We start from the raw sequence: 26,183 nt of genomic DNA, 5'->3' as shown, positions 1-26,183 counted from the left end.
GTGCCTCAAGGGTGCCAGACCGAAACGAGACCGTCAAGAAACAAGCGGTCGGCACCGAGTTCGTGAATGACATCGCCGCCGGCATCAGGCAGGCCGAGCGCCTTGGCCGCCATTTTTGCCATCGACTGGGAAAACAGGAAACCGCCACGCCTGTCCTTGCTCTTCCACTCGACGACCTTGAGCTTGCCGTCCACGCCCTTCGTCGCCAGCCAGTCGATCGCCTCCTGCTCGCCGCCGACCGCGTCGACCAGATGGTTGGCCAAAGCCTGGCGGCCGGTGAAGATCGAACCGTCGGCCAGCGCCAGCGCCTGCTCATGCGTCATCTTGCGGCGGTCGGCGACGATACCGACGAACCAGTCGTAACTGTCGAGGATCAGCTTGCGCACCATGGCGCGCTCGTCGTCATTGGTCGGCTTGAAGGGCGAAGGCGAAGCCTTGAGTGGCGACGATTTCACTTCCTCCAGCTTGATGCCGAGCTTGTCCATGAGGCCGCTGACGTCGGGATACTGGATCAGCACCCCGATCGAGCCGACGATGGAGGTCTTGCGGGCGACGATGTGGTCAGCGGCGCTGGCGATCATATAGCCGGCCGATGCCGCCAGCGTGCCGACTTCGGCCACCACCGGCTTGTCGCCGGCAAGCTTGCGCACGGCTTCGAATGTGGACTCGCCGCCGACCGTGGTGCCTCCGGGCGAATCGATCGAGAGGATGACGCCCTTCACCTCCGACGACGTGCGGATCGCTTCCAGCCTTTTGAGCAGTTCCTCGTCCTCGGTGATGGTGCCTTCAATCTTGACCTTGGCGATATGGGGGACTGCCTGGCCGGTAAAATTGTCGCCATAGACCCAGGCCGAGAAGGCGATAATTGCCGCCGCCAGGACAACAAAAGCAGCCACGCGCCAGAAAGTCAGCTTGCGGCGCAAGCGGCGGCGGTCGATCAGGTCATCGGCTCTCATTGCCATCGTCAGCCTCATGGGTGGTGGGAAAGCACGCTTTTAAAGCAAGCCTCGGCACAGGGCTACCGTTTCGTGGGATCGGCTGCCGCTTCACGGAACGGTGATCGGCCGGACCTCACTGTCCTGATGCAATTCCCGCCGGAAACCGCCCGCACTTTTCCTGGAATGGCTAGAAAGGCCGGCTTCGGGCTTCGGTGTTGACGCCGGCCTCACGAAAAATTAACGCAAGCAGTCAGTATCTGCTATGAAGTACAAGCCGTCCCGCTGGATTCCCCTCGATTTTGCGGGCGGCAGTTGTCACATTTTTGCAGTTTTCCTCCGCTTGTGCTTGCTTGTAGGTGCCGGCATACCACCTATAGTCGGTGTTTGGGCGGGCAAAGGTCCATTAGAAAAGTCATGTTGGCGCGATCTGACGAAACGAGCGATGCCGGTGAGGCATCGGCTCCCGCGAGCCAGGACGGCGCGCGTGGCGATGCCTTCAACCGCGCAAAGCGGCACTCGCGCCGCGTGCGTGTGCTGAAATTCGCGGTGCCGCTGCTCGCGGTTGCGATCGCCGTCGCATTTCCGGTCTATTCCTACCTGAAGGCACCCCTGTCCGTCTCGGTGCAGGCAGACGGCACGGCGTTCTCCGACGGCAAGCTGGTGATGGCCAATCCGAAGCTCAATGGCTTCACCAAGCAGAAGCTGCCCTATTCGCTGACGGCGACCAGGGCGACGCAGGACGTTGGCCAGCAGGCCGTCATCGACCTTGAAGGCATCAATGCCAAACTGCCTGTCGCCTCCGACAACATCGTGTCGGTCGACGCCGCGCACGGTATCTACAATCGCGACGCCAATACGATGGACCTGACCAGCGACGTCGCCGTGACGACGACGGACGGACTGGTGGCGAAGTTCAAATCGATCTTCCTAGACATGGGCAAAGGCTCTATGAAGACGAGCAATCCGGTCGATGTCAGCCGTGGCGGGTCGCGCATCACCGCGGACTCGATGTCGGTCGATGACAATGGCAGGCTCGTGGTCTTCGAGAACCGGGTTCGCGTCAACATAGATCCAGCCGCGCTGAAGGCTGCGGGGGTAAACGGTGGAGAACAGAATGCGTCGCAGTAAATCCGCATGGCTTCCGGGCGCTGCCTCCGCATTGCTGCTTCTGGCGACCGCGCATTCGTTCGCGCAATCGAGCGCGACCAGCCAGATCCCGGGGTTGAAGCTGTCGGGCGACCAGCCGATCCAGATCGAAAGCGACAAGCTCGAGGTGCGGCAGAACGAGAGCATGGCTGTTTTCAGCGGCAACGTGACCGTCAATCAGGGGCCGACCCTGCTCAAGGCCGGCAAGATGACGGTCTACTACGTCAAGGACCCCAAGGCTGACAAAAGCGCTGCCGCGGGGGCGTCGGCGATGACGGGCGCGGCCAATATCGACCATCTCGAGGTCGAGAACAAAGTCTACATCAAATCGAACGACCAGATCGCCACCGGAGACACCGGCAAGTTCGACATGAAGACGCAGGTGCTGGTGCTTTCGGGCAAGGAAGTGGTGCTGTCGCAGGGCGACAATGTACTCAAGGGCTGCAAGCTCACCGTGCAGATGAAGAGCGGCCTCGGCAATGTCGAAGGCTGCCCGCGCGTCATCATGATGTTCAAGCCGCAGAAGCAGGATGCGACCCAGAACCAGGGAGCGTCGAGCAACTAATGGCCGGCGTAACTTCGCTGCTTGCCCGTCTTCCGGGGCGGGCGGCCGCCCGACCGGCTGCGTCCGCGACGGCCGGCGTCGACAAGGAAAAATTCAAGGGCACCCTGATCGCCAAGGGCCTGACCAAGAGCTACAAGGGCCGTAAGGTGGTCAGCGGGGTGACGATCGGCGTGCGCGCCGGCGAAGCGGTCGGCCTGCTCGGTCCCAACGGCGCCGGCAAGACCACCTGTTTCTATATGGTCACCGGCCTTGTGCCCGTCGATGAAGGTTCGATCGAGATCGACGGCTTCGACGTCACCTCGATGCCGATGTACCGGCGTGCCCGCCTTGGCATCGGCTACCTGCCGCAGGAGGCGTCGATCTTCCGCGGCCTCAATGTCGAACAGAATATCCGCGCCGTGCTGGAAGTGGTCGAAAAGGATCGCAAGGTGCGCGAACGCAGCCTCGACGAGCTGCTCGAGGAATTTCACATCAGCCATCTGCGCAAGGCGCCGTCGATGTCGCTGTCGGGCGGCGAGCGTCGTCGCCTCGAAATCGCGCGGGCGCTGGCGACGCGGCCGGCCTACATGCTGCTCGACGAGCCCTTCGCCGGTATCGACCCCATCGCCGTCGCCGACATCCAGCAGCTCGTTCGCCACCTCACGGCGCGCGGCATCGGCGTCTTGATCACCGACCACAATGTGCGCGAGACGCTCGGCCTGATCGACCGCGCCTATATCATCCATGCCGGCCAGGTGCTGACGCATGGCCGGGCCGACGAGATCGTCGCCAACGCCGATGTGCGGCGTCTCTATCTTGGCGAGGGCTTCACCCTCTGATCCGCGGTTTTCGCGTTTTTTCGGGGCCGCGTCCGACTTTCGGTTATTTTAGCGCTCGATAACGCTCCGGTAAGCGGCAGCTGTTAGCGTTTTCCTTGACAAGCAAAAGCCGGGCCAGTTTCTATGCCCGACCGAAAAACTTTATGTACGACGCGTAGACGAGGCGTTTGAATCCCACCATGGCGCTGGCAGCCAAACTGCAGCTCAGACAGTCCCAGTCGCTGGTGATGACGCCGCAGCTGATGCAGTCGATCCGGCTGCTGCAGCTTACCCATGTCGAGCTCGAGCGCTTCATCGACGAGGAGATCGAGCGCAACCCGCTGCTGGAGCGGGCCGAACCGCAGGACGACGCGGCCGGCGACCAGGCCCAGAAAGGCGAGGCGGCGCCGGACAAGGATCCCGAGGGCGACTGGTTCGAGGGCGAGACGGAGTGGAGCGCCGAAGCGATCTCGCAAAAGCTCGATTCTTCGCTGGAGAACCTGTTTCCCGACGATCCCGGCACCAGCGAGAGGCTGGGCCCCGATCTCACGGCGCAGTGGAAGTCGGCCGCGGGCGGCGGCGCCGGCGCAGCGTCATCCGAGGGGTTCGACGTCGGCGACATGGCAGCCGCCGCCATTACGCTGCGTGAGCATGTCGGCGAGCAGATCGCGCTTGCTTCGCTTAGCCCCGCCCAGCGGCTGATAGCGGGCGAGCTGGGCGACGGGCTCGACGAAGCCGGTTATCTGCGCACCGAACTCGATGAGATCGCGGTCCGGCTCGGCACGGATGTCGCGGCGGTGGCGCGTGTGCTTGGCGTCTGCCAGACCTTCGAGCCGGCAGGCCTTTTCGCGCGCGACCTCGCCGAATGCCTGTCGCTGCAGCTTGCGGCGCGCGACCGGCTTGATCCGGCGATGAAGGCGCTGGTTGCCAACCTCGAGCTTCTGGCGCGGCGGGATTTCCAGACGCTGAAACGCATCTGCGGCGTCGACGAGGAGGATCTGCTCGACATGCTGGCCGAGATCCGCGCGCTCGATCCGCGGCCCGGCCTGGCGTTTTCGGGCGGCGCCAGCGATGCGATCGTCGCCGATGTCGAGGTCCGCGCCGCCAATGACGGCAGCTGGGCGGTGGAACTCAACGCCGACACGCTGCCGCGCGTGCTGGTGGACAATGTCTACTTCGCCCGCGTTTCCAGCCACGCCAAGGATCAGGCGGAAAAGGATTTTCTCGCCGAGTGCCTGCAGAACGCCAACTGGCTGACGCGCAGTCTCGACCAACGGGCCAAGACCATCCTCAAGGTGGCCTCCGAGATCGTGCGGCAGCAGGATGCCTTCCTCGTCCATGGCGTGCGCCACCTCAAGCCGCTCAACCTGCGCACGGTGGCCGACGCCATCGGCATGCATGAATCGACAGTCAGCCGCGTCACTGCCAACAAATACATGCTGACGCCGCGCGGCGTCTTCGAGCTGCGCTATTTCTTCACCGCGTCGATCGCCTCGGCGGAAGGCGGCGAGGCGCATTCGTCCGAGGCCGTGCGCGATCGCATCAAGCAGATGATCGACGAGGAAAAGCCAGCCGACGTGCTTTCCGACGATGCCATCGTCGACATGCTCAAGGGAAGCGGGGTCGATATTGCGCGCCGCACCGTCGCGAAATATCGCGAGGGCATGAATATTCCATCGTCGGTTCAGCGGCGGCGGGAGAAGCGAGCGCTCGCGAACGCCGGCCGCTAGGCTTGTCGGTACTCGCGATGCCGGCCTGCGAATGGCGGTTTCTGCGCTTCCGGTACTTGCGTACCTCAAAGTACGCTCCGTTCCGGTTGTCGAAAACCACCATTCTCGGCTCGGCCTGCCCCGAATATCAACAAGCCGAGGTCGCTGCGAGATGCGCGGATTTTCCACAATTGCCAAGCTTCATTGACAAGCCGCAATGAAGTGGCTAGAAGCCCGCCCGCATGAGCGGGGCGGTAATGCCCGCTCGCGAAAGGGTCCGTCAGACACGGCCACGGACGGCCAAGAAGGCGACTTGTGATCAACCGGAAAGTTCGGGTCTAAAATCGGCGCGCATGCCGCTGCGAAGCTTGTGCGCGCGCGCCACGGGTATAAACTCGGGAACAGTTTGAAGCCTGAGCAAGGAAGGTCAGTTTTCAGATGAATCTACGCATTTCGGGAAAACACATGGACATCGGCGATGCGTTCCGCACGCGCATCAACGACCGGGTCGGCGAGGCGATCGAGAAATATTTCGATCGGGGTTTTTCAGGACATGTCACGGTCATCAAATCGGGGTCGCGTTTCTCCGCCGATTGCATGGTCCGGCTCGATTCCGGCGCTTCGCTGCAGGCGACCGGCGACGCCCAGGATCCGACGCTGGCCTTCGAGGCGGCCGCCGACCGCCTGGAAACACGGCTGCGGCGCTACAAGCGCCGGCTGAAGTCGCGCAATACGGGCAACGGCGAAGAGCCGACCGACATCGCCTATACCGTGATGGCCCCCCTTACCGACGACGAGGAAGATATTCCGGAGGACTTCGCTCCGGTCATCGTCGCCGAATCAAGCATGACGCTGCGGACCATGTCGGTGGCGTCGGCTGTCATCGAGCTCGACAACAGCGACAGCCCGGTCTTCCTGTTCCGCAATGCCGGGACCGATCATCTCAACATCGTCTACCGCCGGCCGGATGGCAATATCGGCTGGATCGATCCGTCGACGACCAAAGTCGCGCAGGGATAAAAAGCCAGCCGCGCGAGGGGGCGACGACTGGCGCGGCAGGCGAGCAAGGGATTTTTCAAGCATGGATCTCAGTGATCTCATCAGCGTCCCGGCGATCATGCCGGCGTTGAAAGCGAATTCCAAAAAGCAGCTTCTGCAATTGCTGTCGGAGAGGGCGGCGGCGATTTCGGGGATTCCGGAACGGGAGGTGTTCGACACCATCCTGCAGCGCGAGCGACTTGGCTCGACCGGCGTCGGCAACGGCATCGCCATCCCGCATGGCAAGCTCGCCGGCGTGAAGCGGATCGCGGGCGTCTTCGCCCGGTTGGAAACGCCGGTCGATTTTGAGGCGCTGGACGACCAGCCGGTCGACCTGGTGTTCCTGCTGCTTGCGCCCGAAGGCGCCGGCGCCGACCATCTCAAGGCGCTGTCGCGCATCGCGCGCGTGCTGCGCGACGCCGACACGGTGGCCAAGATCCGCGGGACGCGCGACGCGGTGGCGATCCACGCGTTGCTGTCGGACACACAGGCCTCGCACGCGGCCTGAGTCTCTTTGGTCGAGCGCAATTCCGGACGGAAGGCCACGGCGAAGTCACCGAGCCTAACCGTTCCGCACTTTTCTGGAATTGCTAGAAATTTTTTGGATTAAAGCTTCCAAGGGCCGCCGTGAGCGGCCCTTTCCCTTTCGAAGACCTGAGCCGCGTTAGTGGATCGCGACGGTGGTCAGGTCGTTCTCCAGCGCACCCGCCAGCGCCCGGTCACGGGCATCGGAAAGCAGGATCGGCTGGCCGTTGGCGGCAAACAGCGCCCACAGCTCCATGCCGGGCGCGATTTCCTCGAGGCCGGGGAAGCGGCCGCGCAGGTCGTCGCTCGACACTTTCCTGAGATAAGCGACCGAACCTTCGCCGAGATGGGCGAGTTCGCCGCTGGTCATGGTGTTCACTTCGTCAGTTCTGGTCATTTCAAGCCTCCTTGGCGCGAGGACGCCAGAATTGGCCGTCTCGCATAGAGCCATCGGCGAAGGTTAGTCTTTCACCGATATGTTTATTTTCCGTACCAGCCGCTCGGCCTCCGGCCGGTCGAGATCGACCGACAGCAGGCCGTTCTTCAGTTCCGCCGCGATCACCCGCATGCCGTCGGCCAGCACGAAACAACGCTGGAACTGGCGCGCGGCGATGCCGCGGTGGAGGAATTCGCGCTCGGTGTCGTCGGTCTGGCGGCCGCGCACGATCAGCTGATTCTCCTCCGTGGTGACATCGAGGTCGCTTTCGGCAAAACCGGCCACGGCCAGTGTGATGCGTAGCCTCTCGGACTTGCCGTCGGCAGCGTTCAGGCGTTCGATGTTGTAAGGAGGGTAGCTGTCGCCGGACTTCGCCAGACGCTCAAGCGTCTTTTCCATGGCATCGAAACCCAGGAGAAGCGGGCTGGAGAAGGGCGTCATTCGACTCATTGTTACACTGTCCTCTGAAGAGCGACACAAACTGGAAAAACCCAGATGGCATTTTTCCCGATGGCCTTGATATGGTCTGCCGCGCGATCAAGTTCAAGCCACTGAAATCAGGATGACGTTTCGTTGAACCGCCATCCTGGTTCAGCTCTTCAGTGGAGCATGATCTTGTCCGAAAACCGGTTTCCACTTTTCGCGGTCATGCTCTAAACCCGCCCAAAAAGACTCCCCAAAAGGAATTGAAATGCCCCAGTCCAGAAAGATCATCATCGACACGGATCCCGGCCAGGACGATGCCGTCGCCATATTGCTGGCGCTCGGCAGCTCGGAGCTGGAGATCGTCGGTATCACCGCGGTTGCAGGCAACGTGCCGCTGAAGCTGACCCAGAACAACGCCCGCAAGATTTGCGAGCTGGCCGGCAGGCCGGACATCAAGGTCTATGCCGGCGCCATCCGCCCGATGGCGCGCGAACTCGTCACCGCCGAGGAAGTGCATGGCAAGACCGGCCTGAACGGGCCGCAACTGCCCGAGCCGACCATGCCGTTGCAGGAACAATACGCCGTCGATTTCATCGTCGAGACGCTGATGCGCGAGGAGGCAGGCACCATCACGCTCTGCCCGCTCGGGCCGCTGACCAACATCGCGCTGGCGCTGATCCGCGAGCCCAGGATCGCGCCACGCATCAAGGAAATCGTCCTGATGGGCGGCGGCTTCTTCGAAGGCGGCAACGTCACGCCGGCCGCCGAATTCAACATCTATGTCGACCCGCAGGCCGCCGATCTGGTGTTCAAATCGGGCATTCCGATCGTGATGATGCCGCTCGACGTCACCCACAAGGCATTGACCACGTCCAAGCGCATCCAGGCTTTCCGCCAGCTCGGCACCAAGGTCGGCACCGCGACCGCCGAGATGCTGGAGTTCTTCGAGCGCTACGACGAGGAGAAATACGGCACCGATGGCGGGCCGCTACACGATCCGTGCGTGATCGCCTACCTGATCAAGCCGGAACTGTTCAAGGGCCGCCACTGCAATGTCAGCGTCGAGACCGCGTCGGAGCTCACCATGGGCATGACGGTGATCGACTGGTGGGGCGTCACCAAGCGCGAGAAGAACGCCACGGTGATGCGCGACATCGACCATGACGGCTTCTTCGCGCTGCTGGTGGAGCGGCTCGGGCGGCTGTAGCCCCTCTTCCTTCTCCCGCAAGGGGAGAAGGGGAAGCGCTCACTTCGCCTTCGAGAACGCCAGCCACAGGCCGCCGCCGACCAGGAAGGTGCCGCTGATGCGCGACATCAGCCTGACGCGGCTGGCCGACAGCATCCGGCCGGCGCGGCCGGCGGCAAGCGCGTAGGTCGAGTCCGACATGGCGGCGAAGATCATCGCGGTCAGGCCCATCACGACGATCTGCAGCGTGTAATTGCCCTGTGGTGAAATGAACTGCGGGAAGAAGGCGCCGAAGAACACCAAGGTTTTCGGATTGCTGACGGCGACCAGGAAGCCCTGCAGGAAGAAGCCGCCGCGCGGTTTTTTCGCCGATCCGTCGGGGTTCAGCGTGCCCTTGGCGCGGAACATCTGCACGCCCATCCAGATCAGGTAGGCAGCGCCGATCAGCCGCACCCACTCGAACCAGTGGCCCATGCCGGCGATCAACGTGTTGAGGCCGATGCCGACGATGGCGATCATGATGGCAAGCCCGGCCTGGGTGCCGGCGACGTTGGCCAAGCCTGCGCGCGAGCCGTGGCGGATGCTGTTGGCGATGATCAATGTCACCGTCGGACCCGGTACCAGGATGATGACGATACAGGCGACGACATAGGTGGCGTAGAGTTCCAGCGACATGGTCTTCCTCGGATGGACGGAGGTGATGCGGCGGTGGCTGGGGGATCAATGCACGGCGCGGCCGCCGGCGCAAGTCGCCCTGCCTTGTCGACCAGAACCGCTCAGGCCGCCCCAACCGGCCAGGGCAGCGTCGTCTCATAGGCGGCGCCGGCCTTGAGCACGGCGAGGTCGCCGCGCGGGCGGCCGATCAGTTGCATGCCCATGGGCCGGCCTTTTGCGTCGAAGCCGGCCGGCACGTTGAGCGCCGGGCAGCCGCCGAGCGTGGCGAAGGCCGAGACCTGCATCCAGCGGTGATAGCTGTCCATGGGCCGCCCCGCGACCTCGCGCGGCCAGTGGGTCGAGACGTCGAAGGGAAACACCTGGGCGGTGGGCAGCGCGATCAGGTCGAAGCGCTCGAACAGCGACAGCAGCGTTCGGTGCCAGGAGGTGCGCCGGACGGTCGCGGCATGGATCTGCGGCGCGGTGAGGCGCATCGCCTGTTCCACTTCCCAGACGGCCTCAGGCTTCAGAAGCTTGCGCTTTTCCGGGTCATCGTAATGCGATTTCAGCCCGCAGCCGCTGCTTGCCTGGCGCAAGGTGACGAAAGCCTGCCACAGCGCCTCGAAATCGACATCCGGAACCAGGGCTTCGCTATGGAACGACGCGTCGGCGAAGCGGGCAAGGGCGGCCTCGCAGAGGTCGAGTACGCCCGGTTCCGTCGGCAGGCGGCCGCCGAGATCGCCCAGCCAGGCAATACGGCCGCCGGCCGCTTTCGCGCCCAAGCCGTCGAGGAACGAGCCCTCCTTGGCATATGACAGCGGCGCGTGCGGGTGGTAGCCGGCCTGTTCGTCCAGCAAAAGCGCGATGTCGCGAATGTTGCGGCCCATCGGCCCTTCGACGCCCATCTGCGAATGGAAGACATCGAAGTCCGGGCCTGCAGGCACAAGGCCCTGCGAGGGACGGAAGCCATAGACATTGTTGTAGGCGGCCGGATTGCGCAGCGAGCCGCCGAAGTCGCTGCCGTCGGCGACCGGCACCATGTCCAGCGCCAGCGCAACGGCCGCGCCGCCGCTCGATCCGCCGGCGGTGAGCGCCGGGTCGAAGGCGTTGAGCGTCGGCCCGAAGACCGGATTGTAGGTGTTGGAGCCCAGCCCGAATTCCGGGACATTGGTCTTGCCGATGATGATGGCGCCGGCCTTGCGGACGCGCTCGACGAAGAAATCGTCCACGTCGGGGATGAAATCGGCGAAGATCGGCGAGCCGAAGGTGGTTCTGAGCCCTTTCGTCAGGGCGAGGTCCTTGATGGCGATCGGCAGGCCGAACAGCGATCCGGCCTCGCCGCCGCGGGCCAAATGAGCATCGGCCCTGTCGGCCTCGGTCAGGATATCGGCGCGCTCGCGCAGCGAAACGATGGCGTTGACCAGCGGGTTCACCGCCTCGATGCGGTCGAGGAAAGCGCCGGCGACCTCGCGCGCCGACAGATGGCGCTGCCTGATCTTTTCGGCAAGCTCGACGGCGGAGAGGCGGCAGATATTGCCGGCCGGCGGCACGGCATGCTTGGTGACGGGACGCATGGCCATTACCGGGCTCCCGCCAAGGCGGCGTCGACGTCTTTTGCCAACGGGATCGCCGGCTGCGCGCCGGGTTTCAGGCAGGCAAGCGAACCGGCGGCTGCGGCACGGGTGAGCGCCTCCTGGAGCGACAGGCCGGACGAGAGGCCGGCGCCGAAATAACCGCAGAAGGTATCGCCGGCGCCGACCGTGTCGACCGGCGTGATCTTCAACGCCGGAACGGTGAGGAAATCCTCCGGCGTGGCGGCGAGCACGCCGTCGCCACCCAGCGTGACGACGATGGCGCGGCCTGTCCTTTTGGCATAGTCGCGCATGCGGGCAGGGCGATCGCGGCCCGAGAGCGCCAGCGCCTCGCCATAGAGATCGAACTCGGTTTCGTTGGCGACGGCATAGTCGGCCTTGCCGACGAATCCGGCGGCCTCGGCACGGAAGGGCGCGGTGTTGAGCACGCTGACGGCGCCCGCCGCGCGCGCCGCGTCGAGCGTTGCCTCGACCGTCTGCAGCGGGATCTCATGCTGCAAGAGCACGACGTCGCCCTTTTTGAGATAGGCCTTGGCGACATCGCCCGGCACTACCGAGTCGTTGGCGCCAGGCACGACGGCGATGACGTTCTCTCCATCAGCGCCGACCAGGATCAACGCCGTGCCGGTGGAGGCGAAGCTCTGGCCGACGCCGGACAGATCGACGTTGCCGGCCTTGAGAAGGGCGAGCGCTTCGGCGGCAAAACCATCCTTGCCGACGGCGCCCACCATGCGCACCGGCGCGCCGGCGCGCGCAGCGGCCAGGGCCTGGTTGGCACCCTTGCCGCCGGGCGCGGTGGCGAAGCCGGAGCCGCGCACCGTCTCGCCGGGTTCCGGCAAACGGTCGACATTGGCGATGAGGTCGAGGTTGATCGAGCCGACAACGATGATCAAGAAGTGCCTCCTGCTGGAGCCGTCCAGCCTTCGATTGACGGGACCAACTCCAAGTATTTGCTTTTACACAATTGATTGCGCCGGAAGCTAGCTGCAAAGACCGCCGGTTGCCAGATTATGCCGGTTGCGCGGGCTCTTGGCCCACAGGCATCATTCGCAGCGCACCGTGACCGTGCCCTGATAGTTGCCTGCCGGGAAGATGCCGGGCGACTTGGTGGCGGTCAGATCGACCTGGATGGTGTGGGTGCCGTTGGTCACCCGCTGCGGCGAGCTGCCCGGTATGTCCAGCCCGGATCCGTCGAGCCGGAAGACGGTGGCGAAGGTGACGTTGGTGTCGCCGCCGCTCGGCGCCGAGGTGAAAGCGATCGGCGCCGGCGCGGAGACGGTATAGCAGTCTAGCAGGTTTAGGATCGAACACAGCGTCGAGTTCGCGGTGATGGTGGCGCCGGCGCTTGACCCACCTGCCTGCTTGGAGCCCAGGGTGTTGATGGCCAGGTTCGATTTCATCGTCCCCGAGGCGCCGATCATGATCGTGCAGGTGCCGATGATCGCCGCCTGTGCCGGGAGACAGAAGCAGGCGAGCGCTGCTATCGCCAACGGCGCTCGACTATTTCCGCTTCTTCTTCTTCTCATTGCCGGTCGTGCCTCTGATGCTCCAGCCTTCATTGGCCCATCCTGCCGACGTCGCCGAGCGAGCTGCGGGAGCCGCGGAAGCTGTTGCGGCCGTGGCAGCGGTGTTCGTCGTGCTCCCCGTCGTCTGGCCATCGGTGCCGAGGCCCATTTTGAGGAGCTTCAATTCCAGCTGCAGGCGCTCAACCTCCAGCTCGTAGAGGCGGCTGCAATCGACGCGTTTCGGAGTCCGCCCGATCGGGATCACCACGCGGCCGTATGTGGCGATGTCGCTGTTGGCCTGGTTGCTGCTGTTGTTGCCGCGGATGACTCCAAGGTCGAGATAGGCACCGCTGCCGGAAACGGCTGAGCGGCAGGTCGTGCCGTCGCTGGCATGAACCTCATCCTGGCCCTGAGGCAGGCTGACGCCGGGCAGGCTGAAACCCGTCTGGTTCTGGTTCAGGTTCAGGATATCCTCGGCAAGCCCCTGACTTACGACCGCCAGGACGGGCAGCAAGGACAAGGTCAGAACCTGCGATGCCCGAAGAACTTTCCGCATATCTGTGCCCTTATCTGGGTCTGCTCGCTTGGAAAGGGGATACTCTCGGTACAGATACGCACTTTACGCTCGTTCGCGCCGCCGAACGGGACGACCACCAGGACAGGGCGCGACGCCTGACCGGCCAGAAGGAAAGCGCTCGGCGTGATCCTGGCGTCGACCGGCTGGAAATCCTGGTCGTAGACATGCACCTCCACGCGTATGCGCTGGTTGTACGGGTTGCCCGGGAAGACGCGAACGGCGAAGGCATCCGTGAAGGATCGCACTTCGCCCCGCATCGGCGTCATCGACTGGCCGGTCGCTGCAACGGGAGACAACGCGGCGGTCAGGCCCGCCGCCAGAATTGCAATCGTTCTCAAGGACCGCTCCTTTCACGAGAGGCTATTCGCAGCGCAGCGTCACCGTTGCCTGGTAGTTGCCGGCGGAGAAGCGGTTCGTGCCGCTCTTGGTGCCGGCGAGATTGACCGCCACCGTCGATGTACCCGGCACCGTCAGCGCGGTCGCGGTGCCGGTTTCGGCGATCGTCTGCGCGCCGGAAGTGGCAAAGGTCGGGGTCCATGTCGTGGCCGTCGTATCCGAGGCGGGCACGGTCGTCGTGGTCACCGGATCGACGCTGAGCGAGACGCCGCCCGTGGTATCGACCTGAGCGCTGCCGGCGGAGCCGCCGGCATTGTGCGAGCTCAGCGACTGAAGATTGCTGCTGACGGTCATCGTGCCGTTGGAGTTGATCGTGACCGTGCAGGTCGCGGTGATCGTGCCGTTGAACAGCACGTTTCCGGTGGTGGCGGCCTGCCCCGTCTGGAAGGTGCAGGCGGCCAGCAAGCTCGCAGCCATGGCGGCGCGAAAGAACTTCATTGGAACCCCACTTTCGAGCCGGATGATGCGGCTCAACGTAGGGGTCATCTTCCCTTTATCGTGGTTAATTTAGCGTTAAATGAACTAATGTCGGAGAGCAACTTCAAACAAAACCGACAATAACCAGAGGTTGTCGCCGGTTGCATTTCGTGAATAAATCGATGTATTTATTTATCTTGCACTGACTTATATTACGAAACACGGTTTTTCGCAACGGGATACGAAAAAATCGATTGTTTCATGACGTCACTTGTCCCGCTTCCCAGCCGAGGATGGCACGCTTGCGTGTCAGGCCCCAATGATAGCCGGTGAGCGCGCCGGACTTGCCCAGCGCCCGGTGGCAAGGCACTACGAAGGACATCGGGTTGGCGCCCACCGCCGCGCCCACGGCCCGGCTGGCGCTCGGCGCGCCGATGCTTGCCGCGATCGAGGAATAGGTGCAGGCCCGGCCCATCGGGATGCGCAGCAAGGCTTCCCAGACGCGAAGCTGGAAATCGGTGCCGATCATCACCACGCGCAGCGGCTGGTCGGCCCGCCATTGCGTCGGGTCGAAGACCCGGGCGGCGTAAGCCTGGGTGGCCGACATGTCCTCGACGTAGGTCGCGTTCGGCCAGCGGCCTGACATGTCGGCGAAGGCGGCCCGCTCGCCGCCGGCGTCACAGAAGGCGAGGCCCGCGAGACCCCGGTCGGTGACCATGATCAGCGCGATGCCGAAAGGCGAGATGTGGTAGCCGTAGCGGATGGTGAGACCCGCGCCCCGGGTCTTGTAGTCGCCAGGCGACATCGCCTCATGGGTGACGAAGAGGTCGTGCAGCCGGCCGGGACCGGACATGCCGAGCTCGAACGAGGTCTCCAAGAGCGGCATGCCGGAATCGAGCAGCCTGCGCGCATGGTCGAGCGTCACCGCCTGCAGGAAGGCCTTGGGCGACAAGCCGGCCCAGCGGGTGAAGAGTTTCTGCAGGCCGGTCGGCGTTTCGCCGACCTCTTCGGCCAGGACCTCGAGCGAGGGCTGATCGCGATAATCGAGGCTGATCTTCTCGATGGCGCGGCGCACGACGTCGTAGTCGCTGCCTTCCGGCGTGATGTCGTTCTGGAGGATCGCGGTCGGTTTCATGCGGGTATTCGTGGTCATCTGAGCGTTCATGGCAATATCTCCTTGGTCCCGAATATCGGTCTTCCAGAACTTTGCCTCCACCCGAAACTTGCCTTCCCGCATACAGCACCCAGATAGAGTGGGCTTCGGGCCGAAGAGGACGATCATGGCCGTCGAAAAGGTTGATCTGACCGGGGCAAGGGAAACCTTGCTGATGACGCTCTACGGCAAGGCGCTGGAGAGCCGGCTGCCCAATTCGCTTCTCCAGGACCGCTTCGCCGACGAGGCGTTGCGCAAGATCGACTATGATTTCGCAAGGCTCAAGGTCGATGCCAATCTCGGTTTGGGATTTGCAATCAGGGCGAAGACCCTGGACGTTTGCGTCGCGGATTTCCTTGCAAGATATCCGGACGCGATCGTGCTGCATCTGGGATGCGGGCTCGATACGCGGGTATTTCGTGTCGACCCACTGCCAGGCATCGACTGGTTCGACGTTGACTATCCGGAAGTCGTCGAGCTCAGGCGCAGGCTCTACCCGTCCAGGGACCGTTACCACCCGATCGCCTCCTCGGTGACCGAGCCGGATTGGCTGGCCGCGGTGCCCCGCAATCGCCCGGCGATCGTGGTGGCGGAGGGGCTGACGCCGTATCTTCCCGCCGACGAGGGACCGCGGCTGCTTGCGCGGCTTGTCTCGCATCTTGCCGGCGGTGAGTTGATGTTCGACGCCTATAGCCGGTTCGGGCTGAAGCTGATGCGCCTCAATCCGGCCATCAAGGCGACCGGCGCCGAGGTCCATTGGGCCATAGAGGATCCGCGCGACCTGGAGCAGGCGGTGCCCAAGCTTCGCTTCATCGGCGAGATCCCGTCCTACAAGCCGGAGCAAGGGGCGCGCCTCAACTGGTCGGCGCGTCTGTTCGTCGGTCTCTGGAAGCTTATCCCGGCGATGCGCAAGGTCGGCAGGCTGCTGCGCTACCGGTTCTGAAACGGCTATTTTGCCGTGAGCATGATCTTGTCCGAAAACCGGCGTCCACTTTTCGCTGACGCGGACCTTCGGTTCGGGATCATGCTCAGCGCGTCTTGGCGGTCGCCAGCGCGCGCGAAAAGGCGGTGGCGAAACTTTCGCGGTCGTCGGGATTGAGGAAGGCGCCGATCGCCACGCTCTTGCCCTGCGCTTCGACGGCCATTTTGGTGATTCCGATCTCGCTGTGGCGGGCGATCGAGAACCGCGTCCAGAAAGGGTTGAAGCGATGATCTTCCGAGCGGCCGGAAGGCGCTGTCTTGCGGATGTCGAGACTGGTGCGCGAGACCGAGATTTCCTCGCGGGCGCGCGCCGCCCGGTAATTGGCGCGGAAGGCGATGTAGACGGCGATCACGTCGAGGCCAAAGAAGCCAAACACCGGCCAGGCGCCGTGCGCCAGGAAGAAGGCGCCGGTGACCGCCCAGCCGAACACAAGCGCTCCCATCAGGATCAGGAAGCCGGTACGGCCGAGCGAGCGGTGCGGCGTCAGCAAAGCCTGGAAAAATGGCTCGTCGGCTTCGAATGAGGCGTTTGTGTCGCTCATGAGGGGATATTATAGGAAGGGATATGGCGCCTCCCAAGTCGAAAAAATCCGCAGCCGTCAAAAAACCTCAACCCGCCGTCGCGGGCGGCGGCCGGGCGCCTGGTCGGCGGCCATCAAAAGCCGCTTCGCGCTCGCTCTACACGCCGGCCGAGGTGCATGAGATATTCCGGCGCTTTTGCGTGCAACGGCCGGAGCCGAAAGGCGAGCTCGACTATGTCAACGCCTTCACCCTGCTGGTCGCGGTGGTGCTGTCGGCGCAAGCGACCGATGCCGGCGTCAACAAGGCGACGAAGGCGCTGTTCGGCGCGGCCGACACGCCGGCCAAGATGCTGGCATTGGGCGAGGCCAAGGTCGGCGACCATATCCGCACCATCGGTCTGTGGCGCAACAAGGCCAAGAACGTGATCGCGCTGTCGAAGGCGCTGATCGACGATTATGCGGGACAGGTGCCGCAGGATCGCGACGAGCTGGTGAAGCTGCCTGGCGTCGGGCGCAAGACCGCCAATGTCGTGCTCAACGTCGCTTTCGGCCAGCACACCATGGCGGTCGACACGCATATCTTCCGCATCGGCAACCGGATCGGGCTGGCGCCCGGCAAGACGCCGGAACAGGTCGAACAAGGGCTGATCAAGGTCATCCCGGCCGAATTCATGCGCCATGCGCATCACTGGCTGATCCTGCATGGCCGCTATGTCTGCAAGGCGCGCAAGCCCGATTGCCCGGCCTGCGTGATCGCCGACATCTGCAAGTCGAAGGAAAAGACCACCGACGTGCCGGCCCCGCTGGTGCAGATCGCGCCGCTGGATGAGAGGTTTCCGGTCGAAGCCTAGGGCGGTGTTCTCGTGTGTTTTCACCGTTTCACGGAACCGGCGAAACGCCCTATCTCTTTGTTTTTACGCAATTCCGGACGGAAGGCTACGGCGAAGTCGCCGAGCCTAAAGCGCGTCGCGCTGAAACGGATTCAGTCGACGCGCTTTAGGTCCTTTGTTTGATGCATGTCGTTGCCGCAAAACCGAGGTCACTTTTGCGCGACATGCATTAACCGCTCACACTTTTCCTGGGATTGCTCTAATAGCCGTAGCCACGGGCCATGGCCGCGGCAAAAACCGGAATGAGCAGGAAGATGAAACCCTCGGCGCGGACATAGTTCTTCACCGAAGCCAGTTCCGCCGCGGGCACCGCGAAAGACGGATCGCCGCTCGCCTGCCTGTTCCAGGAGATGAAGCGCATGGTCGGCACGATCGACAGCAGGCCGACGATGGCGAAGGCCACCATCTTTGCCCAGAACACCCAATTGTAGACGTAGAATTCCCAGCCTTTCAGGCCGAAGAACACACGGCAGACGCCGACGATGACGATCAGCGCGGCGATGATGCCGTAATGGCGGTCGATGCCGGCAAGGCGCTTCAGCGTCGGCGACGCCAGATCGCCGCGCACCAGCACGAACTCGGCGCCGATGATACCGGCCAGCGAGAACACCAGAAGGTGATGGACGATGGCCAGCAGAAGGTCGGCGGTGTCCATGATTCTTCTCCGGTCGAATTGCGTTTCTGGGTTGGTTGCGCGCAAACTAGCATCGCCAGGCGAAAAGCCCATAGCGACGCAGCCGCGCCATGGCTGCTATGGCTGGAAGAGCCACTGCATTATCCTGGCCCTTGTTCGCGCGCGCTGGTTTGCTAGTGCGGTTCACGGAAACGGTGAAACGCACTCGCCTTTTGTTTTTATGCAATTCCGGACGGAAGCCTATGGCGAAGTCGCCGAGCCTAACCGCTCACACTTTTCCTGGAATTGCCTTAAGCGCTGCCGCCTCAATGGAGGGGAATGCCATGAGCATCAAGACGGAAGCCGGCGTGCCGATCCTCGAGACGGCGCGCACCGTTCTGCGGCCGCACAGGCTGGACGATTTCGAGACCTATGCCGCCATGTGGGCCGAGCCTGCCGTCACCCGCTTCATAGGCGGCAAGCCGCGAACGCGGGAGGAGAGCTGGATGCGCTTCCTGCGCCATGCCGGCCTGTGGTCGCTGATCGGCTATGGATTCTGGGCGATCGAGGACAAGAAGACGGGGCGTTTCATCGGCGAGGCCGGGTTCCACGATCTGAAGCGTGAGATCGAGCCGTCGATCGAAGGCGTGCCGGAGGCGGGCTGGGCGCTGGCCTCGGAGGCGCATGGCCAGGGGCTTGCGAGCGAGGTCGTCGGGCGGATCGTCGCCTGGAGCGACGAGGCGCTCGGACAGGCGAGAACCGTCTGCATCATCGATCCGGAAAACGGCGCTTCGAAGAAGGTGGCCGAGAAGAACGGCTATCGGGAAATCTTGCGCACCACCTATCACGAGAAGCCGACGATCCTGTTGGAACGGCAGGCCGGATCCGGGAAGGGAAGCGCTTAAAGCAGGTCGCGTGAAAAAGGATTCACGCAACCTGCTTTAAGTCTTTGATCTTAAGAATGTCTTTGTCCCGAAACCGGGACCACTTTCGGGAGACATGCTTTAGCCCGCCTTGCGGCGCAAGGCCCGCGCCACGCCTTCCCACGCGTCCGCCTTTGCACCCGTCCGGGTGCCCAGAACCGTCGTCGCATCGAATGGCTGCGGCCTGGCTATGGCATAGCCCTGCGCGTAATCGACGCCGATCGCTTTCAAGGCTTCGACGATGCCGTCGCTTTCGACGAATTCGGCTATGGTGCGTTTCCCCGTCACCTTGCCGATATGATGGATCATCTCGACCATGGCGCGATCGATGCGGTCGTCGAGCATGTCCTTGACGAAGCCGCCGTCGATCTTGAGATAGTCGACCGGCAGATGCTTCAGGTAGGCGAAGGACGACATGCCGGAGCCGAAATCGTCGAGCGCGAAGCGGCAGCCCAGCCCGCGCAGGTCGGCAATGAAACGCATGGCCTCGGTGAGATTGGCGATGGCGCTCGTCTCGGTGATCTCTAGGCAGATCGTTTCGGGCGCAATGGCATGCGCGGCGAACTGCTCGCGCATGAAGCCGAGGAACGTCTCGTCGCCGAAAGTGGCGCCGGAGAGATTGATCGCGCAGGTGGATATCGGGGTCGCGCGGGGATCGGTGCGTCTGGCCGCTAGTGTGGCGAAGGCGTTGCGCACCACCCAGCGATCGATCGCCGGCATCAATCCGTAGCGCTCCGCCGCCGGGATGAAGCTCTGGGGGGTGATGAAGCTGCCGTCCTCGTCGGTCAGCCTGAGCAGGATTTCGATATGCGCGCCCGGCTCGGCGATATCGTCCCGCAGCGGTGCGATCTCCTGCGCATGCAGCCTGAAGCGGTTCTCGTCCAGCGCGGCATGCAGGCGCTGCACCCAGGCCATCTCGCCGAAGCGCTCGCGAAGTGCCGAGTCGCCGTCGCTGTGGAGCTGGACGCGGTTGCGGCCCTTTTCCTTGGCCATGTAGCAGGCGACGTCGGCGGCGCGCAGCACCTCCTCCAGCGTCATGCCGACATTAGCGATTTCGACCATACCGATGCTGACGCTGATGTTGAAGGGACGCCCTTCCCAGGAGAAATGCAGGTCCTGGACCGTGGCGCGCAACCGTTCGGCCGTGGCGGCGGCGCAATCGGCATCGCAGTCGAAGAGCAGGACGCCGAACTCGTCGCCGCCCAGTCTCGCCAGGATGTCGCCGGGCGGCAACTCATTGGCGAGCAGCACCGAGATCTGGCGCAGCAACTGGTCGCCGGCGGCATGGCCGCACGTATCGTTGACCAGCTTGAACTGATCGAGATCGAGATACATCAGCGCGTGCCGGCGCGGGCTTTCCGGCGCCTCGGAGATCGCGCCTGCCAGACGGTTCTCGAAGTCGCGGCGGTTGACGAGACCGGTCAGCGCATCATGCGACGCCTGCCACGACAGGCGCTCGATATAATCCTGCTCGCGCGTCATGTCATGCAGGGCCAGGACGCAACCGAGGATCGCGCCGGAGACGATCAGCGGCGCGCCGTTCAGCGCCACCGGCACGACCGAACCGTCGGCGCGCTCCAGAAGCTGCGGGCGCACATTGGAGCGGCGCGGCTCGCCCGCCAGCAGGCGGGGGACCAGATCGGTCTCCTCGACGCCGCTGTCCTTATCGAGGAGCCGGAACAATGAGGCGACCGATCTGCCCTTGGCGGCGGCGAGCGAGCAGGCAAGCAGCCTTTCCGCCCCGGCATTCATATAGTCCAGCCGTCCCTCGGCATCGGTGCTGATGACGGCCTGGCCGATCGAGGCCAATGTGATCTGGGCACGCTCGCGCTCGGCGTTGAGGGCGTTCTGGAAGGCCTGGCGCTGTTTCATCAGCTTGCGCGTGCGCCAGACGGCGAGCACGATAAGCAGGGCGGCGGTGGCGAGATTGGCCGCCGTCAGCGCCATCTTGATGAAGCGCGATCCCTCGCCGAGACTGTCGGAAAAGGCCTTGGAGAGCGGCCCGATTCGGCGATCGAGCTGGTGGATCTGCGCCTTCCAGAGGCTGATCTCGGCCGCGGATGCCGGCCCCTTTTCGAGATTTCGATGCATGTCGTCGCCGAGGCTGTCAATGGCGAGGATCATCTCGTCGGCGGCCGTCCAGTGGCGGATCGCGGTATCGAGATAGCTCACGCCACGGAAATTCCGGTATAGCCAGATCAGGCCGGCGACATCGTCGGGGTGGTTGTTGCCACCGAGAAAGCCGAGCCGGGCCGCATTCGTGTCGGGCTCGGCCTGGTCGAGCGCCAGCCGCGCGGCGCGGTCGGCCAACGGCACGGCGATGGCTTGCCGATATTCGCTGAAATACTCTTCCCGGCCGGTGTCGGCATAGAGGCTCAGGAAATAGATGGCGTGTTTCTGCCCCTTCGACCATTGGCTCTCGCCGCCGACATAGGCGCGGACGGCTGACAGCGTGTGGAGGCTGAGCGTCGCAACCAGTGCCTGGATCAGGACGACCGCGACGAAGGGCCAGACCAGTCCGATGAGACGCTGTCCGGCATCGGTCGATGAGAGCTTCATCCCATTCCCATGGAGCTTGCGCTGGCTCCCTCGGTGTCTGTCCGACTGGCTCATCCGTCGGTTGAGACGATGTTCTTCCCCGCATGTCGTCCAGTTACTGGCGACACCAATCCAGATAACGCGCCTGGCTTAACAGCCGATAAATTTGTCCAGTATTTGTTTCATGAGTTATTGCTCAGCTACAGAAGGCCGCTTACGCTGCGTGATGCCGATATTTTGTGCATAGTATCGGTCCGCAGTGCGAGGACACAGAAGAAAAAGCCGGCAACATCAATCCGATAGCGCCGAGGGGCAGCCGCCTCAGCGCTTGGTCCTGGATTTGTTGAGGGCCACGGCTTCGCGAACGAGCGCCTTCAGGGCATCAGCGTCGATCTTGTCGCCTTCCTTGAAATCGATGGCGCGCCGGGTGTTGCCTTCGAGGCTGGAGTTGAAGAGCTTCTTGGGATCGGGCAGCGCCGCGCCCCTGGCGAAGGTCAGCTTGACGACGGCCTTGTAGGTCTCGCCGGTGCAAATCATGCCGGCGTCCTCCCAGACCGGCACGCCGCGCCATTTCCATGTCTCGACGGCTTCCGGCGCGGCCTGCCTGATCAGGGCGCGGAGCCGGGCAAGCGTCTCGCCGCGCCAGTCGCCGAGCTCCTCGATCCTTGCGTCGATCAGCTCGGATGGAGACTTGCCGTCCTGCGTGTCGCCTTGTTGCATGTCCGTTTCTCCCTTGAAGTTGGATAAGAGATCGCCACCATGTCCCTTTCAGGGAGACGGCGCTTGATCTTTCGTGCGCTTACATCCGCTCGCCAGGCAGCTGGCTCGCCTGCTTGACCCAGGATACGAACTGCTCCTCGTCAAGCCGGTCGTCCTCATGGATGTGGAAATAGCGCGTGTCCCTGCTCCTGGATTCGACGGGGGGCACGGGCTTCAGCGACATTCCACGGAAGAACGCCACCTTGATGTATCTGGCGAAGCAATGGATGCCGAGGAACCAGCCCTCGCCCTCCATGCCGTAGAATGGAGAGTTCCATTTGACGGCCTTCTGCGCATTGGGGACGGCCTGCATGATAAGCTGGTCGAGCCGGCGCCCGACCTCGCTCTTCCAGCCCGGCATCGCAGCGATATAGGCCTGCACGGGCGCGTCGCCATAGCCCTTGGCGATCTGCGGGTTGCCGCCTGAAAGCAGGACGGGCTCCTTGTCCGGAGACGCGGCAGTCTTTGCTTTCGCCTTCGCCATCAGGCCGATCCCGTGCGCTCGCCCGCCGGCTCGCCGCGCCGGTCGGCGGCATAGGGCAGCACGAACATGTAGAGCCCGCTGAACAGCAGCAGGAAAAGCGGGATCAACGGCGAATAGACGATCCAGGCGGGCGGCGGGCCCATGGCCATGGCGGTGAAGTTGGCAATGACGGTGACGGTGAAGATGATCGACAGCCAGCGATGAAGCTGCCTGATCCATTTGCTCCAGTTCAATCTAACCTCCCTTAAATGACGAGACGGATCGAGCTGCCTACCAGCGCGCCAGCTGCGAAAGCTGAATGAGGTTGCCGCAGGTGTCGTTAAGCTGAGCGATGGTGGCGCCGGTCACTGCGGTCGGCGCCATGGCAAAGCTGCCGCCGTTGGCCTTGATGCGCTCATGGTCGGCCTGGATGTCATCGGTGAACAGCATCAGCGCCGGCTGGCCCTGCTTGAAGATGGCCTGCTGATAGGTCTTTGCCGCCGGATTGTCGTTGAGCGCCAGCTGCAGCTCGGTGCCGTCCGGATCGTCAGGCGAGGTGACCGTCAACCAGCGAAACGGTCCATTGGTGAAGTCGGCTTTCTTGGTGAAGCCCAGAATTTCGGTATAGAAGCCAAGGGCCTTTTCCTGGTCGTCGACATAGATGCTGGTCAGCTTGATCTTCATTTTCGTGTCTCCATTGCTTACGCCCGCGGTTTGCCGCCCCGCCAGGACCGTGTCTGTCCTTTGAAGCTTCGGCGGAGGTCAGTCGATCCGCGAAAGCAGCTGCTCCAGGGCCGCGAAGTTGCGCTTCCAGCCCACCGTGGCGCCGCGGTAGTACGGCTCCTGGTCGGTGCGGAAGCCGACCTGCTCCATGCGCAGAAGCGTGCCCTTGCCCGTCGGGGTGAGCGTCCAGGTGACGACGCTCTCGAGATCCTTGGTGTCCCAGCTGTAGGACAGGGTCCTGTTGGGCTCGACCGTCCGCACCTGGCAGTCGACACCGCCCCATTCGGCGTTCAGGCTGAAGCGATGATCCACGACCGGCTTGAAGCTGTTCTTCATCAGCCACTCCTCGATGAGATGCGGTTGGGTGAGCGCGCGCCAGATCTTTTCCGGCGGAAAAGGTATCTCGCGCTCGACAATGACGGAGCGCGTTGCGGCTTCATTCATTGATCCATCCTTTTGAGCAGATCCTCCAGATCGTCAAACCGGCTTTCCCAAAACCCCGCCATGTCGCGCGTCCAGTCCATCAACGGCGCCAGCGCCTTGAGCTGGGCGCTGTAATGGGTCTGGCGCCCTTCATGGCGGTCTCGCACCAGTCCCGCCTCCTTGAGGACGCCCAGATGCTTCGACACCGCCGGCTGCGATACGCCGGCCTGCGCGGTCAGCGCTCCAACCGTCTGCTCGCCCTGACGGCAGAGACGTTCGAAGATGGCGCGCCTGGTCGGATCGGCAAGCGTCCTGAACAGCATATCGTGCGCGGTGGTCATCACAATCAATAACCCGTTGGCTATTGATTGACGTATAACCGCCGGGATATGTATGAGTCAAGCCGCGAATGTGGGCATCAGGCGGAACCGCGACGCCGAGCCGGCGAAGCCGCTATGGCGGATCGGCCGCCGGAACAGTCAAATCCCTAAGCAGCGTCGAAAGCTCCGGCTCGTCGATGAGCAAGGCAGCATCCGTCGGCGGCAGCCATGCGCGGTGCCGGTTCGCGGCTTCCCGCCAGTCGGCCAGCTCCTCGGTTACCTCAAGCAGATAGACCGCAACGTCCACGCGAATGAAGCCGTTGGTCATACGTTTCCAATAGGAATAGGTGCCGGCAGGCTGCTTCAGCGTCCTGCCGAGAACGCCGGCTTCTTCCTGGGCTTCGATCGTTGCCGCCTTGCGCCCGCTCTTGCCTTTCATCGGCCAACCCTTTGGCACGATGAAGCGCCGCGTGGTGCGTGAGGTGACCAGCAACACTTCGAGGCTGCCGTCCTCTCGCACCCGATACGGAATGGCCGCCACCTGGCGGATCCGTTGGCCTTTCTTGGCTCTGCGAACTGCTTTCTTCTTGGTTGTTGCCATCCCAAATTCCGGTGAGAGCAGCATCCCTGCCGCACACGCTATCCGCGCGGGCAAAAACCTTCCCTCTGCAAACCCTAGAGCGTTTCACCGTTTCACGGAAACGGCGAACCGCTCTATCTCTTTAGTTTTGACGCAATTCCTGACGGAAAACCGTGTCACACTTTTCCGGGAATTGCTCCAGAACCACCGCCCTTGCAATCCGGCATTTTGCCAGCAAGTAAGTCGGCTAATAAACTGAAAAAAGCGAAATGTCAGCGGCAAACCCGTGAAATCGTGTTGCCGACTGCTTCCATTCGACATGTCTGGCCATACACCGGCACATCGGGCCGGGGCTTGGGCACGCTTTGCCGGTCAAGCTCGCGATACAATTGCTGTTGCTGCTGGTATTGCTGCCGTTGCAGCTGGTTCTGCAACTGCTGCAGCTGGTTCTGCTGCACCAATGCGTTGCGATTCGTCGGGATGACGACCTGCGCAGAGGCGCAGGAAATCATACCCACCAAGCCAGCGCTCGCCAGGACAGCCAATAGCAGAAATGCCGATAGGCGAGACCGCGACATCGCTTCCTTACCCGCATGAAAACCTCCCCATGATATAGGACGTGTGTGGGGATGTGCCATGGTCAGTTGATCGATTGTCATGCCAAAGAAAATCCGGCGCGTGATCCAGCATCGCACTTGATGGCGGTGCTGGAATGGCGGCTCTATCGCGCGGCTCCGTCCCGTGTGTGCGTGACTGGCCGGTTGGTGAAGAGGGTTTGCATGACAAGCAGGTATAGTTTGACCGTCGCAATATTGGCGGTTGCTGCGGGTATCGCAGGCATGCCTGCGCTTGCCGCGCAGAACAAGGGCGACAAGGTGGCGCCCGCGGCCCAGCCCGCCGGCGCGGTCAAGCCGCAGCTGCCTGGCGGCCCTCGGCGCTTTCGGAAACGCATGGCGACTGGACGGTCAACTGCCAGGTCACCGGCGCCAACAAGGTCTGCAGCCTGTCGCATCAGCAGTTCAACAAGCAGAGCGGCCAGCGGCTGCTGGCAGTCGAATTGACGACCAAGACCGGCCAGGACTCAACCGGCACGCTGGCGCTGCCCTTCGGGCTTGCCTTGGCCAATGGCATTTCGCTCGAGATCGACGACAAGAAGCTGGACGGCACGCTGCAATTCAACACCTGCCAGGCGGTGGGTTGCCTGGTGCCGGCGGCGTTCGATGCCGATACCACGCCGCTCATGCAGAACGGCACCACGCTGAACGCCACGGCCGCCGACACGACGCAGCCGATCTCCTTCACCATCTCGCTCAACGGCTTCGGCAGCGCGCTCGCCCGGACGGCGGATTTATCGGCGGATTGATCGGCGAAACGAGGATATTCGTTTTG

The 26,183-nt window shown here is 63.3% G+C and carries 33 protein-coding genes; 11 read left to right on the top strand and 22 right to left on the bottom strand.

Annotated elements, in window-relative coordinates; all coding sequences use genetic code 11:
* Positions 1-5 precede the first annotated feature (5 nt).
* On the bottom strand, positions 6-962 hold the full coding sequence (sppA, locus tag WDX12_RS04070; RefSeq protein WP_434724009.1) for a signal peptide peptidase SppA: 957 nt from the start codon (positions 960-962) through the stop codon (positions 6-8).
* A 390-nt stretch (positions 963-1,352) separates the two neighbouring features.
* Here sppA and lptC point away from each other — a divergent pair, with 390 nt between their 5' ends.
* The 6 genes from lptC to ptsN all read left to right on the top strand — a co-directional run bounded on the left by lptC (position 1,353) and on the right by ptsN (position 6,701).
* On the top strand, positions 1,353-2,066 hold the full coding sequence (lptC, locus tag WDX12_RS04065; protein WP_320296886.1) for an LPS export ABC transporter periplasmic protein LptC: 714 nt from the start codon (positions 1,353-1,355) through the stop codon (positions 2,064-2,066).
* The gene (locus tag WDX12_RS04060; protein WP_320296885.1) at positions 2,053-2,649 is read left to right on the top strand and encodes an LptA/OstA family protein; all 597 of its coding nucleotides are present in this window, start codon (positions 2,053-2,055) and stop codon (positions 2,647-2,649) included. The genes lptC and WDX12_RS04060 overlap by 14 nt, the downstream gene beginning before the upstream one ends.
* Positions 2,649-3,467 carry an LPS export ABC transporter ATP-binding protein gene (gene lptB, locus WDX12_RS04055; protein WP_320296884.1) on the top strand — a complete coding sequence of 273 codons (819 nt, stop codon included), beginning with the start codon at positions 2,649-2,651 and terminating at the stop codon, positions 3,465-3,467. The genes WDX12_RS04060 and lptB overlap by 1 nt, the downstream gene beginning before the upstream one ends.
* Positions 3,468-3,646: 179 nt before the next feature.
* Positions 3,647-5,176, top strand: a complete 1,530-nt coding sequence (rpoN, locus tag WDX12_RS04050; RefSeq protein WP_434724008.1) for an RNA polymerase factor sigma-54 — start codon at positions 3,647-3,649, stop codon at positions 5,174-5,176.
* Positions 5,177-5,593: 417 nt separating this feature from the next.
* A complete protein-coding gene (hpf, locus tag WDX12_RS04045) occupies positions 5,594-6,175 on the top strand; it encodes a ribosome hibernation-promoting factor, HPF/YfiA family (RefSeq protein WP_434724007.1) in 582 nt (193 codons plus the stop codon).
* A gap of 61 nt (positions 6,176-6,236) precedes the next feature.
* Positions 6,237-6,701: a PTS IIA-like nitrogen regulatory protein PtsN gene (ptsN, locus tag WDX12_RS04040; protein ID WP_042641064.1), complete on the top strand. Its 465-nt coding sequence runs from the start codon at positions 6,237-6,239 to the stop codon at positions 6,699-6,701.
* Between the two features lie 156 nt (positions 6,702-6,857).
* On the opposite strand, the gene WDX12_RS04035 is transcribed toward ptsN, so the two are convergent.
* Positions 6,858-7,115, bottom strand: coding sequence for a DUF1150 family protein (locus tag WDX12_RS04035; protein ID WP_112096587.1), 258 nt, complete (start codon positions 7,113-7,115; stop codon positions 6,858-6,860).
* Between the two features lie 63 nt (positions 7,116-7,178).
* Positions 7,179-7,604: an Hsp20 family protein gene (locus tag WDX12_RS04030; RefSeq protein WP_320296881.1), complete on the bottom strand. Its 426-nt coding sequence runs from the start codon at positions 7,602-7,604 to the stop codon at positions 7,179-7,181.
* Positions 7,605-7,845: 241 nt separating this feature from the next.
* Between WDX12_RS04030 and WDX12_RS04025 the strand changes: the two genes are divergently transcribed.
* On the top strand, positions 7,846-8,787 hold the full coding sequence (locus WDX12_RS04025) for a nucleoside hydrolase (protein WP_320296880.1): 942 nt from the start codon (positions 7,846-7,848) through the stop codon (positions 8,785-8,787).
* 39 nt (positions 8,788-8,826) lie between these two features.
* On the opposite strand, the gene WDX12_RS04020 is transcribed toward WDX12_RS04025, so the two are convergent.
* The 8 genes from WDX12_RS04020 to WDX12_RS03985 form a co-directional block, all read right to left on the bottom strand.
* Entirely contained in the window at positions 8,827-9,441 is a 615-nt protein-coding gene (locus WDX12_RS04020) for a LysE family translocator (protein ID WP_320296879.1), read from the bottom strand.
* 101 nt (positions 9,442-9,542) lie between these two features.
* Positions 9,543-11,000 carry an amidase gene (locus tag WDX12_RS04015; protein WP_434724006.1) on the bottom strand — a complete coding sequence of 486 codons (1,458 nt, stop codon included), beginning with the start codon at positions 10,998-11,000 and terminating at the stop codon, positions 9,543-9,545.
* The gene (locus WDX12_RS04010; protein ID WP_434724005.1) at positions 11,000-11,905 is read right to left on the bottom strand and encodes a ribokinase; all 906 of its coding nucleotides are present in this window, start codon (positions 11,903-11,905) and stop codon (positions 11,000-11,002) included. The genes WDX12_RS04015 and WDX12_RS04010 overlap by 1 nt, the downstream gene beginning before the upstream one ends.
* A 150-nt stretch (positions 11,906-12,055) precedes the next feature.
* On the bottom strand, positions 12,056-12,538 hold the full coding sequence (locus WDX12_RS04005) for a hypothetical protein (protein WP_434724004.1): 483 nt from the start codon (positions 12,536-12,538) through the stop codon (positions 12,056-12,058).
* Complete coding sequence (locus WDX12_RS04000; RefSeq protein WP_434724003.1) at positions 12,513-13,073, bottom strand: hypothetical protein; 561 nt, start codon at positions 13,071-13,073, stop codon at positions 12,513-12,515. The genes WDX12_RS04005 and WDX12_RS04000 overlap by 26 nt, the downstream gene beginning before the upstream one ends.
* Positions 13,040-13,432 carry a hypothetical protein gene (locus tag WDX12_RS03995; RefSeq protein WP_434724002.1) on the bottom strand — a complete coding sequence of 131 codons (393 nt, stop codon included), beginning with the start codon at positions 13,430-13,432 and terminating at the stop codon, positions 13,040-13,042. Before WDX12_RS03995 ends, WDX12_RS04000 begins: the two co-directional genes overlap by 34 nt.
* A 22-nt stretch (positions 13,433-13,454) precedes the next feature.
* Positions 13,455-13,928, bottom strand: coding sequence for a hypothetical protein (locus WDX12_RS03990; RefSeq protein ID WP_434724001.1), 474 nt, complete (start codon positions 13,926-13,928; stop codon positions 13,455-13,457).
* 238 nt (positions 13,929-14,166) lie between these two features.
* Positions 14,167-15,072 carry a methylated-DNA--[protein]-cysteine S-methyltransferase gene (locus tag WDX12_RS03985; RefSeq protein WP_320296872.1) on the bottom strand — a complete coding sequence of 302 codons (906 nt, stop codon included), beginning with the start codon at positions 15,070-15,072 and terminating at the stop codon, positions 14,167-14,169.
* A gap of 115 nt (positions 15,073-15,187) precedes the next feature.
* Between WDX12_RS03985 and WDX12_RS03980 the strand changes: the two genes are divergently transcribed.
* On the top strand, positions 15,188-16,003 hold the full coding sequence (locus tag WDX12_RS03980; RefSeq protein WP_434724000.1) for a class I SAM-dependent methyltransferase: 816 nt from the start codon (positions 15,188-15,190) through the stop codon (positions 16,001-16,003).
* 85 nt (positions 16,004-16,088) lie between these two features.
* On the opposite strand, the gene WDX12_RS03975 is transcribed toward WDX12_RS03980, so the two are convergent.
* The gene (locus WDX12_RS03975; protein WP_320296870.1) at positions 16,089-16,583 is read right to left on the bottom strand and encodes a DUF2244 domain-containing protein; all 495 of its coding nucleotides are present in this window, start codon (positions 16,581-16,583) and stop codon (positions 16,089-16,091) included.
* Between the two features lie 23 nt (positions 16,584-16,606).
* Between WDX12_RS03975 and nth the strand changes: the two genes are divergently transcribed.
* Positions 16,607-17,413 carry an endonuclease III gene (nth, locus tag WDX12_RS03970; RefSeq protein ID WP_320296869.1) on the top strand — a complete coding sequence of 269 codons (807 nt, stop codon included), beginning with the start codon at positions 16,607-16,609 and terminating at the stop codon, positions 17,411-17,413.
* Between the two features lie 238 nt (positions 17,414-17,651).
* On the opposite strand, the gene WDX12_RS03965 is transcribed toward nth, so the two are convergent.
* Positions 17,652-18,107: a DUF2214 family protein gene (locus WDX12_RS03965; RefSeq protein ID WP_434723999.1), complete on the bottom strand. Its 456-nt coding sequence runs from the start codon at positions 18,105-18,107 to the stop codon at positions 17,652-17,654.
* A 302-nt stretch (positions 18,108-18,409) separates the two neighbouring features.
* Between WDX12_RS03965 and WDX12_RS03960 the strand changes: the two genes are divergently transcribed.
* Positions 18,410-18,970 (top strand): GNAT family N-acetyltransferase, encoded by a 561-nt coding sequence (locus WDX12_RS03960; RefSeq protein ID WP_434723998.1) that lies wholly within the window; start codon positions 18,410-18,412, stop codon positions 18,968-18,970.
* 99 nt (positions 18,971-19,069) lie between these two features.
* Here WDX12_RS03960 and WDX12_RS03955 read toward each other — a convergent pair whose 3' ends face one another.
* The 9 genes from WDX12_RS03955 to WDX12_RS03915 all read right to left on the bottom strand — a co-directional run bounded on the left by WDX12_RS03955 (position 19,070) and on the right by WDX12_RS03915 (position 25,453).
* Positions 19,070-21,547: an EAL domain-containing protein gene (locus WDX12_RS03955; RefSeq protein ID WP_434723997.1), complete on the bottom strand. Its 2,478-nt coding sequence runs from the start codon at positions 21,545-21,547 to the stop codon at positions 19,070-19,072.
* A 300-nt stretch (positions 21,548-21,847) separates the two neighbouring features.
* The gene (locus tag WDX12_RS03950; RefSeq protein WP_320296865.1) at positions 21,848-22,246 is read right to left on the bottom strand and encodes a DUF1801 domain-containing protein; all 399 of its coding nucleotides are present in this window, start codon (positions 22,244-22,246) and stop codon (positions 21,848-21,850) included.
* Between the two features lie 79 nt (positions 22,247-22,325).
* Positions 22,326-22,769 carry a DUF1801 domain-containing protein gene (locus WDX12_RS03945; RefSeq protein ID WP_320296864.1) on the bottom strand — a complete coding sequence of 148 codons (444 nt, stop codon included), beginning with the start codon at positions 22,767-22,769 and terminating at the stop codon, positions 22,326-22,328.
* Positions 22,769-23,002 (bottom strand): hypothetical protein, encoded by a 234-nt coding sequence (locus tag WDX12_RS03940; protein WP_434723996.1) that lies wholly within the window; start codon positions 23,000-23,002, stop codon positions 22,769-22,771. Before WDX12_RS03940 ends, WDX12_RS03945 begins: the two co-directional genes overlap by 1 nt.
* A 37-nt stretch (positions 23,003-23,039) precedes the next feature.
* The gene (locus WDX12_RS03935) at positions 23,040-23,432 is read right to left on the bottom strand and encodes a VOC family protein (RefSeq protein WP_320296862.1); all 393 of its coding nucleotides are present in this window, start codon (positions 23,430-23,432) and stop codon (positions 23,040-23,042) included.
* Positions 23,433-23,510: 78 nt separating this feature from the next.
* A complete protein-coding gene (locus tag WDX12_RS03930) occupies positions 23,511-23,915 on the bottom strand; it encodes an SRPBCC family protein (RefSeq protein WP_320296861.1) in 405 nt (134 codons plus the stop codon).
* On the bottom strand, positions 23,912-24,235 hold the full coding sequence (locus WDX12_RS03925; RefSeq protein WP_040990288.1) for an ArsR/SmtB family transcription factor: 324 nt from the start codon (positions 24,233-24,235) through the stop codon (positions 23,912-23,914). The genes WDX12_RS03930 and WDX12_RS03925 overlap by 4 nt, the downstream gene beginning before the upstream one ends.
* Before the next feature lie 112 nt (positions 24,236-24,347).
* A complete protein-coding gene (locus WDX12_RS03920) occupies positions 24,348-24,815 on the bottom strand; it encodes an NUDIX hydrolase (RefSeq protein WP_434725771.1) in 468 nt (155 codons plus the stop codon).
* A gap of 251 nt (positions 24,816-25,066) precedes the next feature.
* Complete coding sequence (locus WDX12_RS03915) at positions 25,067-25,453, bottom strand: hypothetical protein (protein WP_434723995.1); 387 nt, start codon at positions 25,451-25,453, stop codon at positions 25,067-25,069.
* A 152-nt stretch (positions 25,454-25,605) separates the two neighbouring features.
* Between WDX12_RS03915 and WDX12_RS03910 the strand changes: the two genes are divergently transcribed.
* Entirely contained in the window at positions 25,606-26,157 is a 552-nt protein-coding gene (locus tag WDX12_RS03910; protein WP_434725770.1) for an invasion associated locus B family protein, read from the top strand.
* The last annotated feature ends 26 nt before the right edge of the window (positions 26,158-26,183 follow it).

Origin of the sequence: Mesorhizobium sp. RIZ17, assembly GCF_051127865.1 — a bacterium.
Lineage (GTDB): Bacteria > Pseudomonadota > Alphaproteobacteria > Rhizobiales > Rhizobiaceae > Mesorhizobium > Mesorhizobium humile.
Note: the sequence above shows the minus strand (reverse complement) of the source record. Positions and strands in the feature narration are given on the sequence as shown.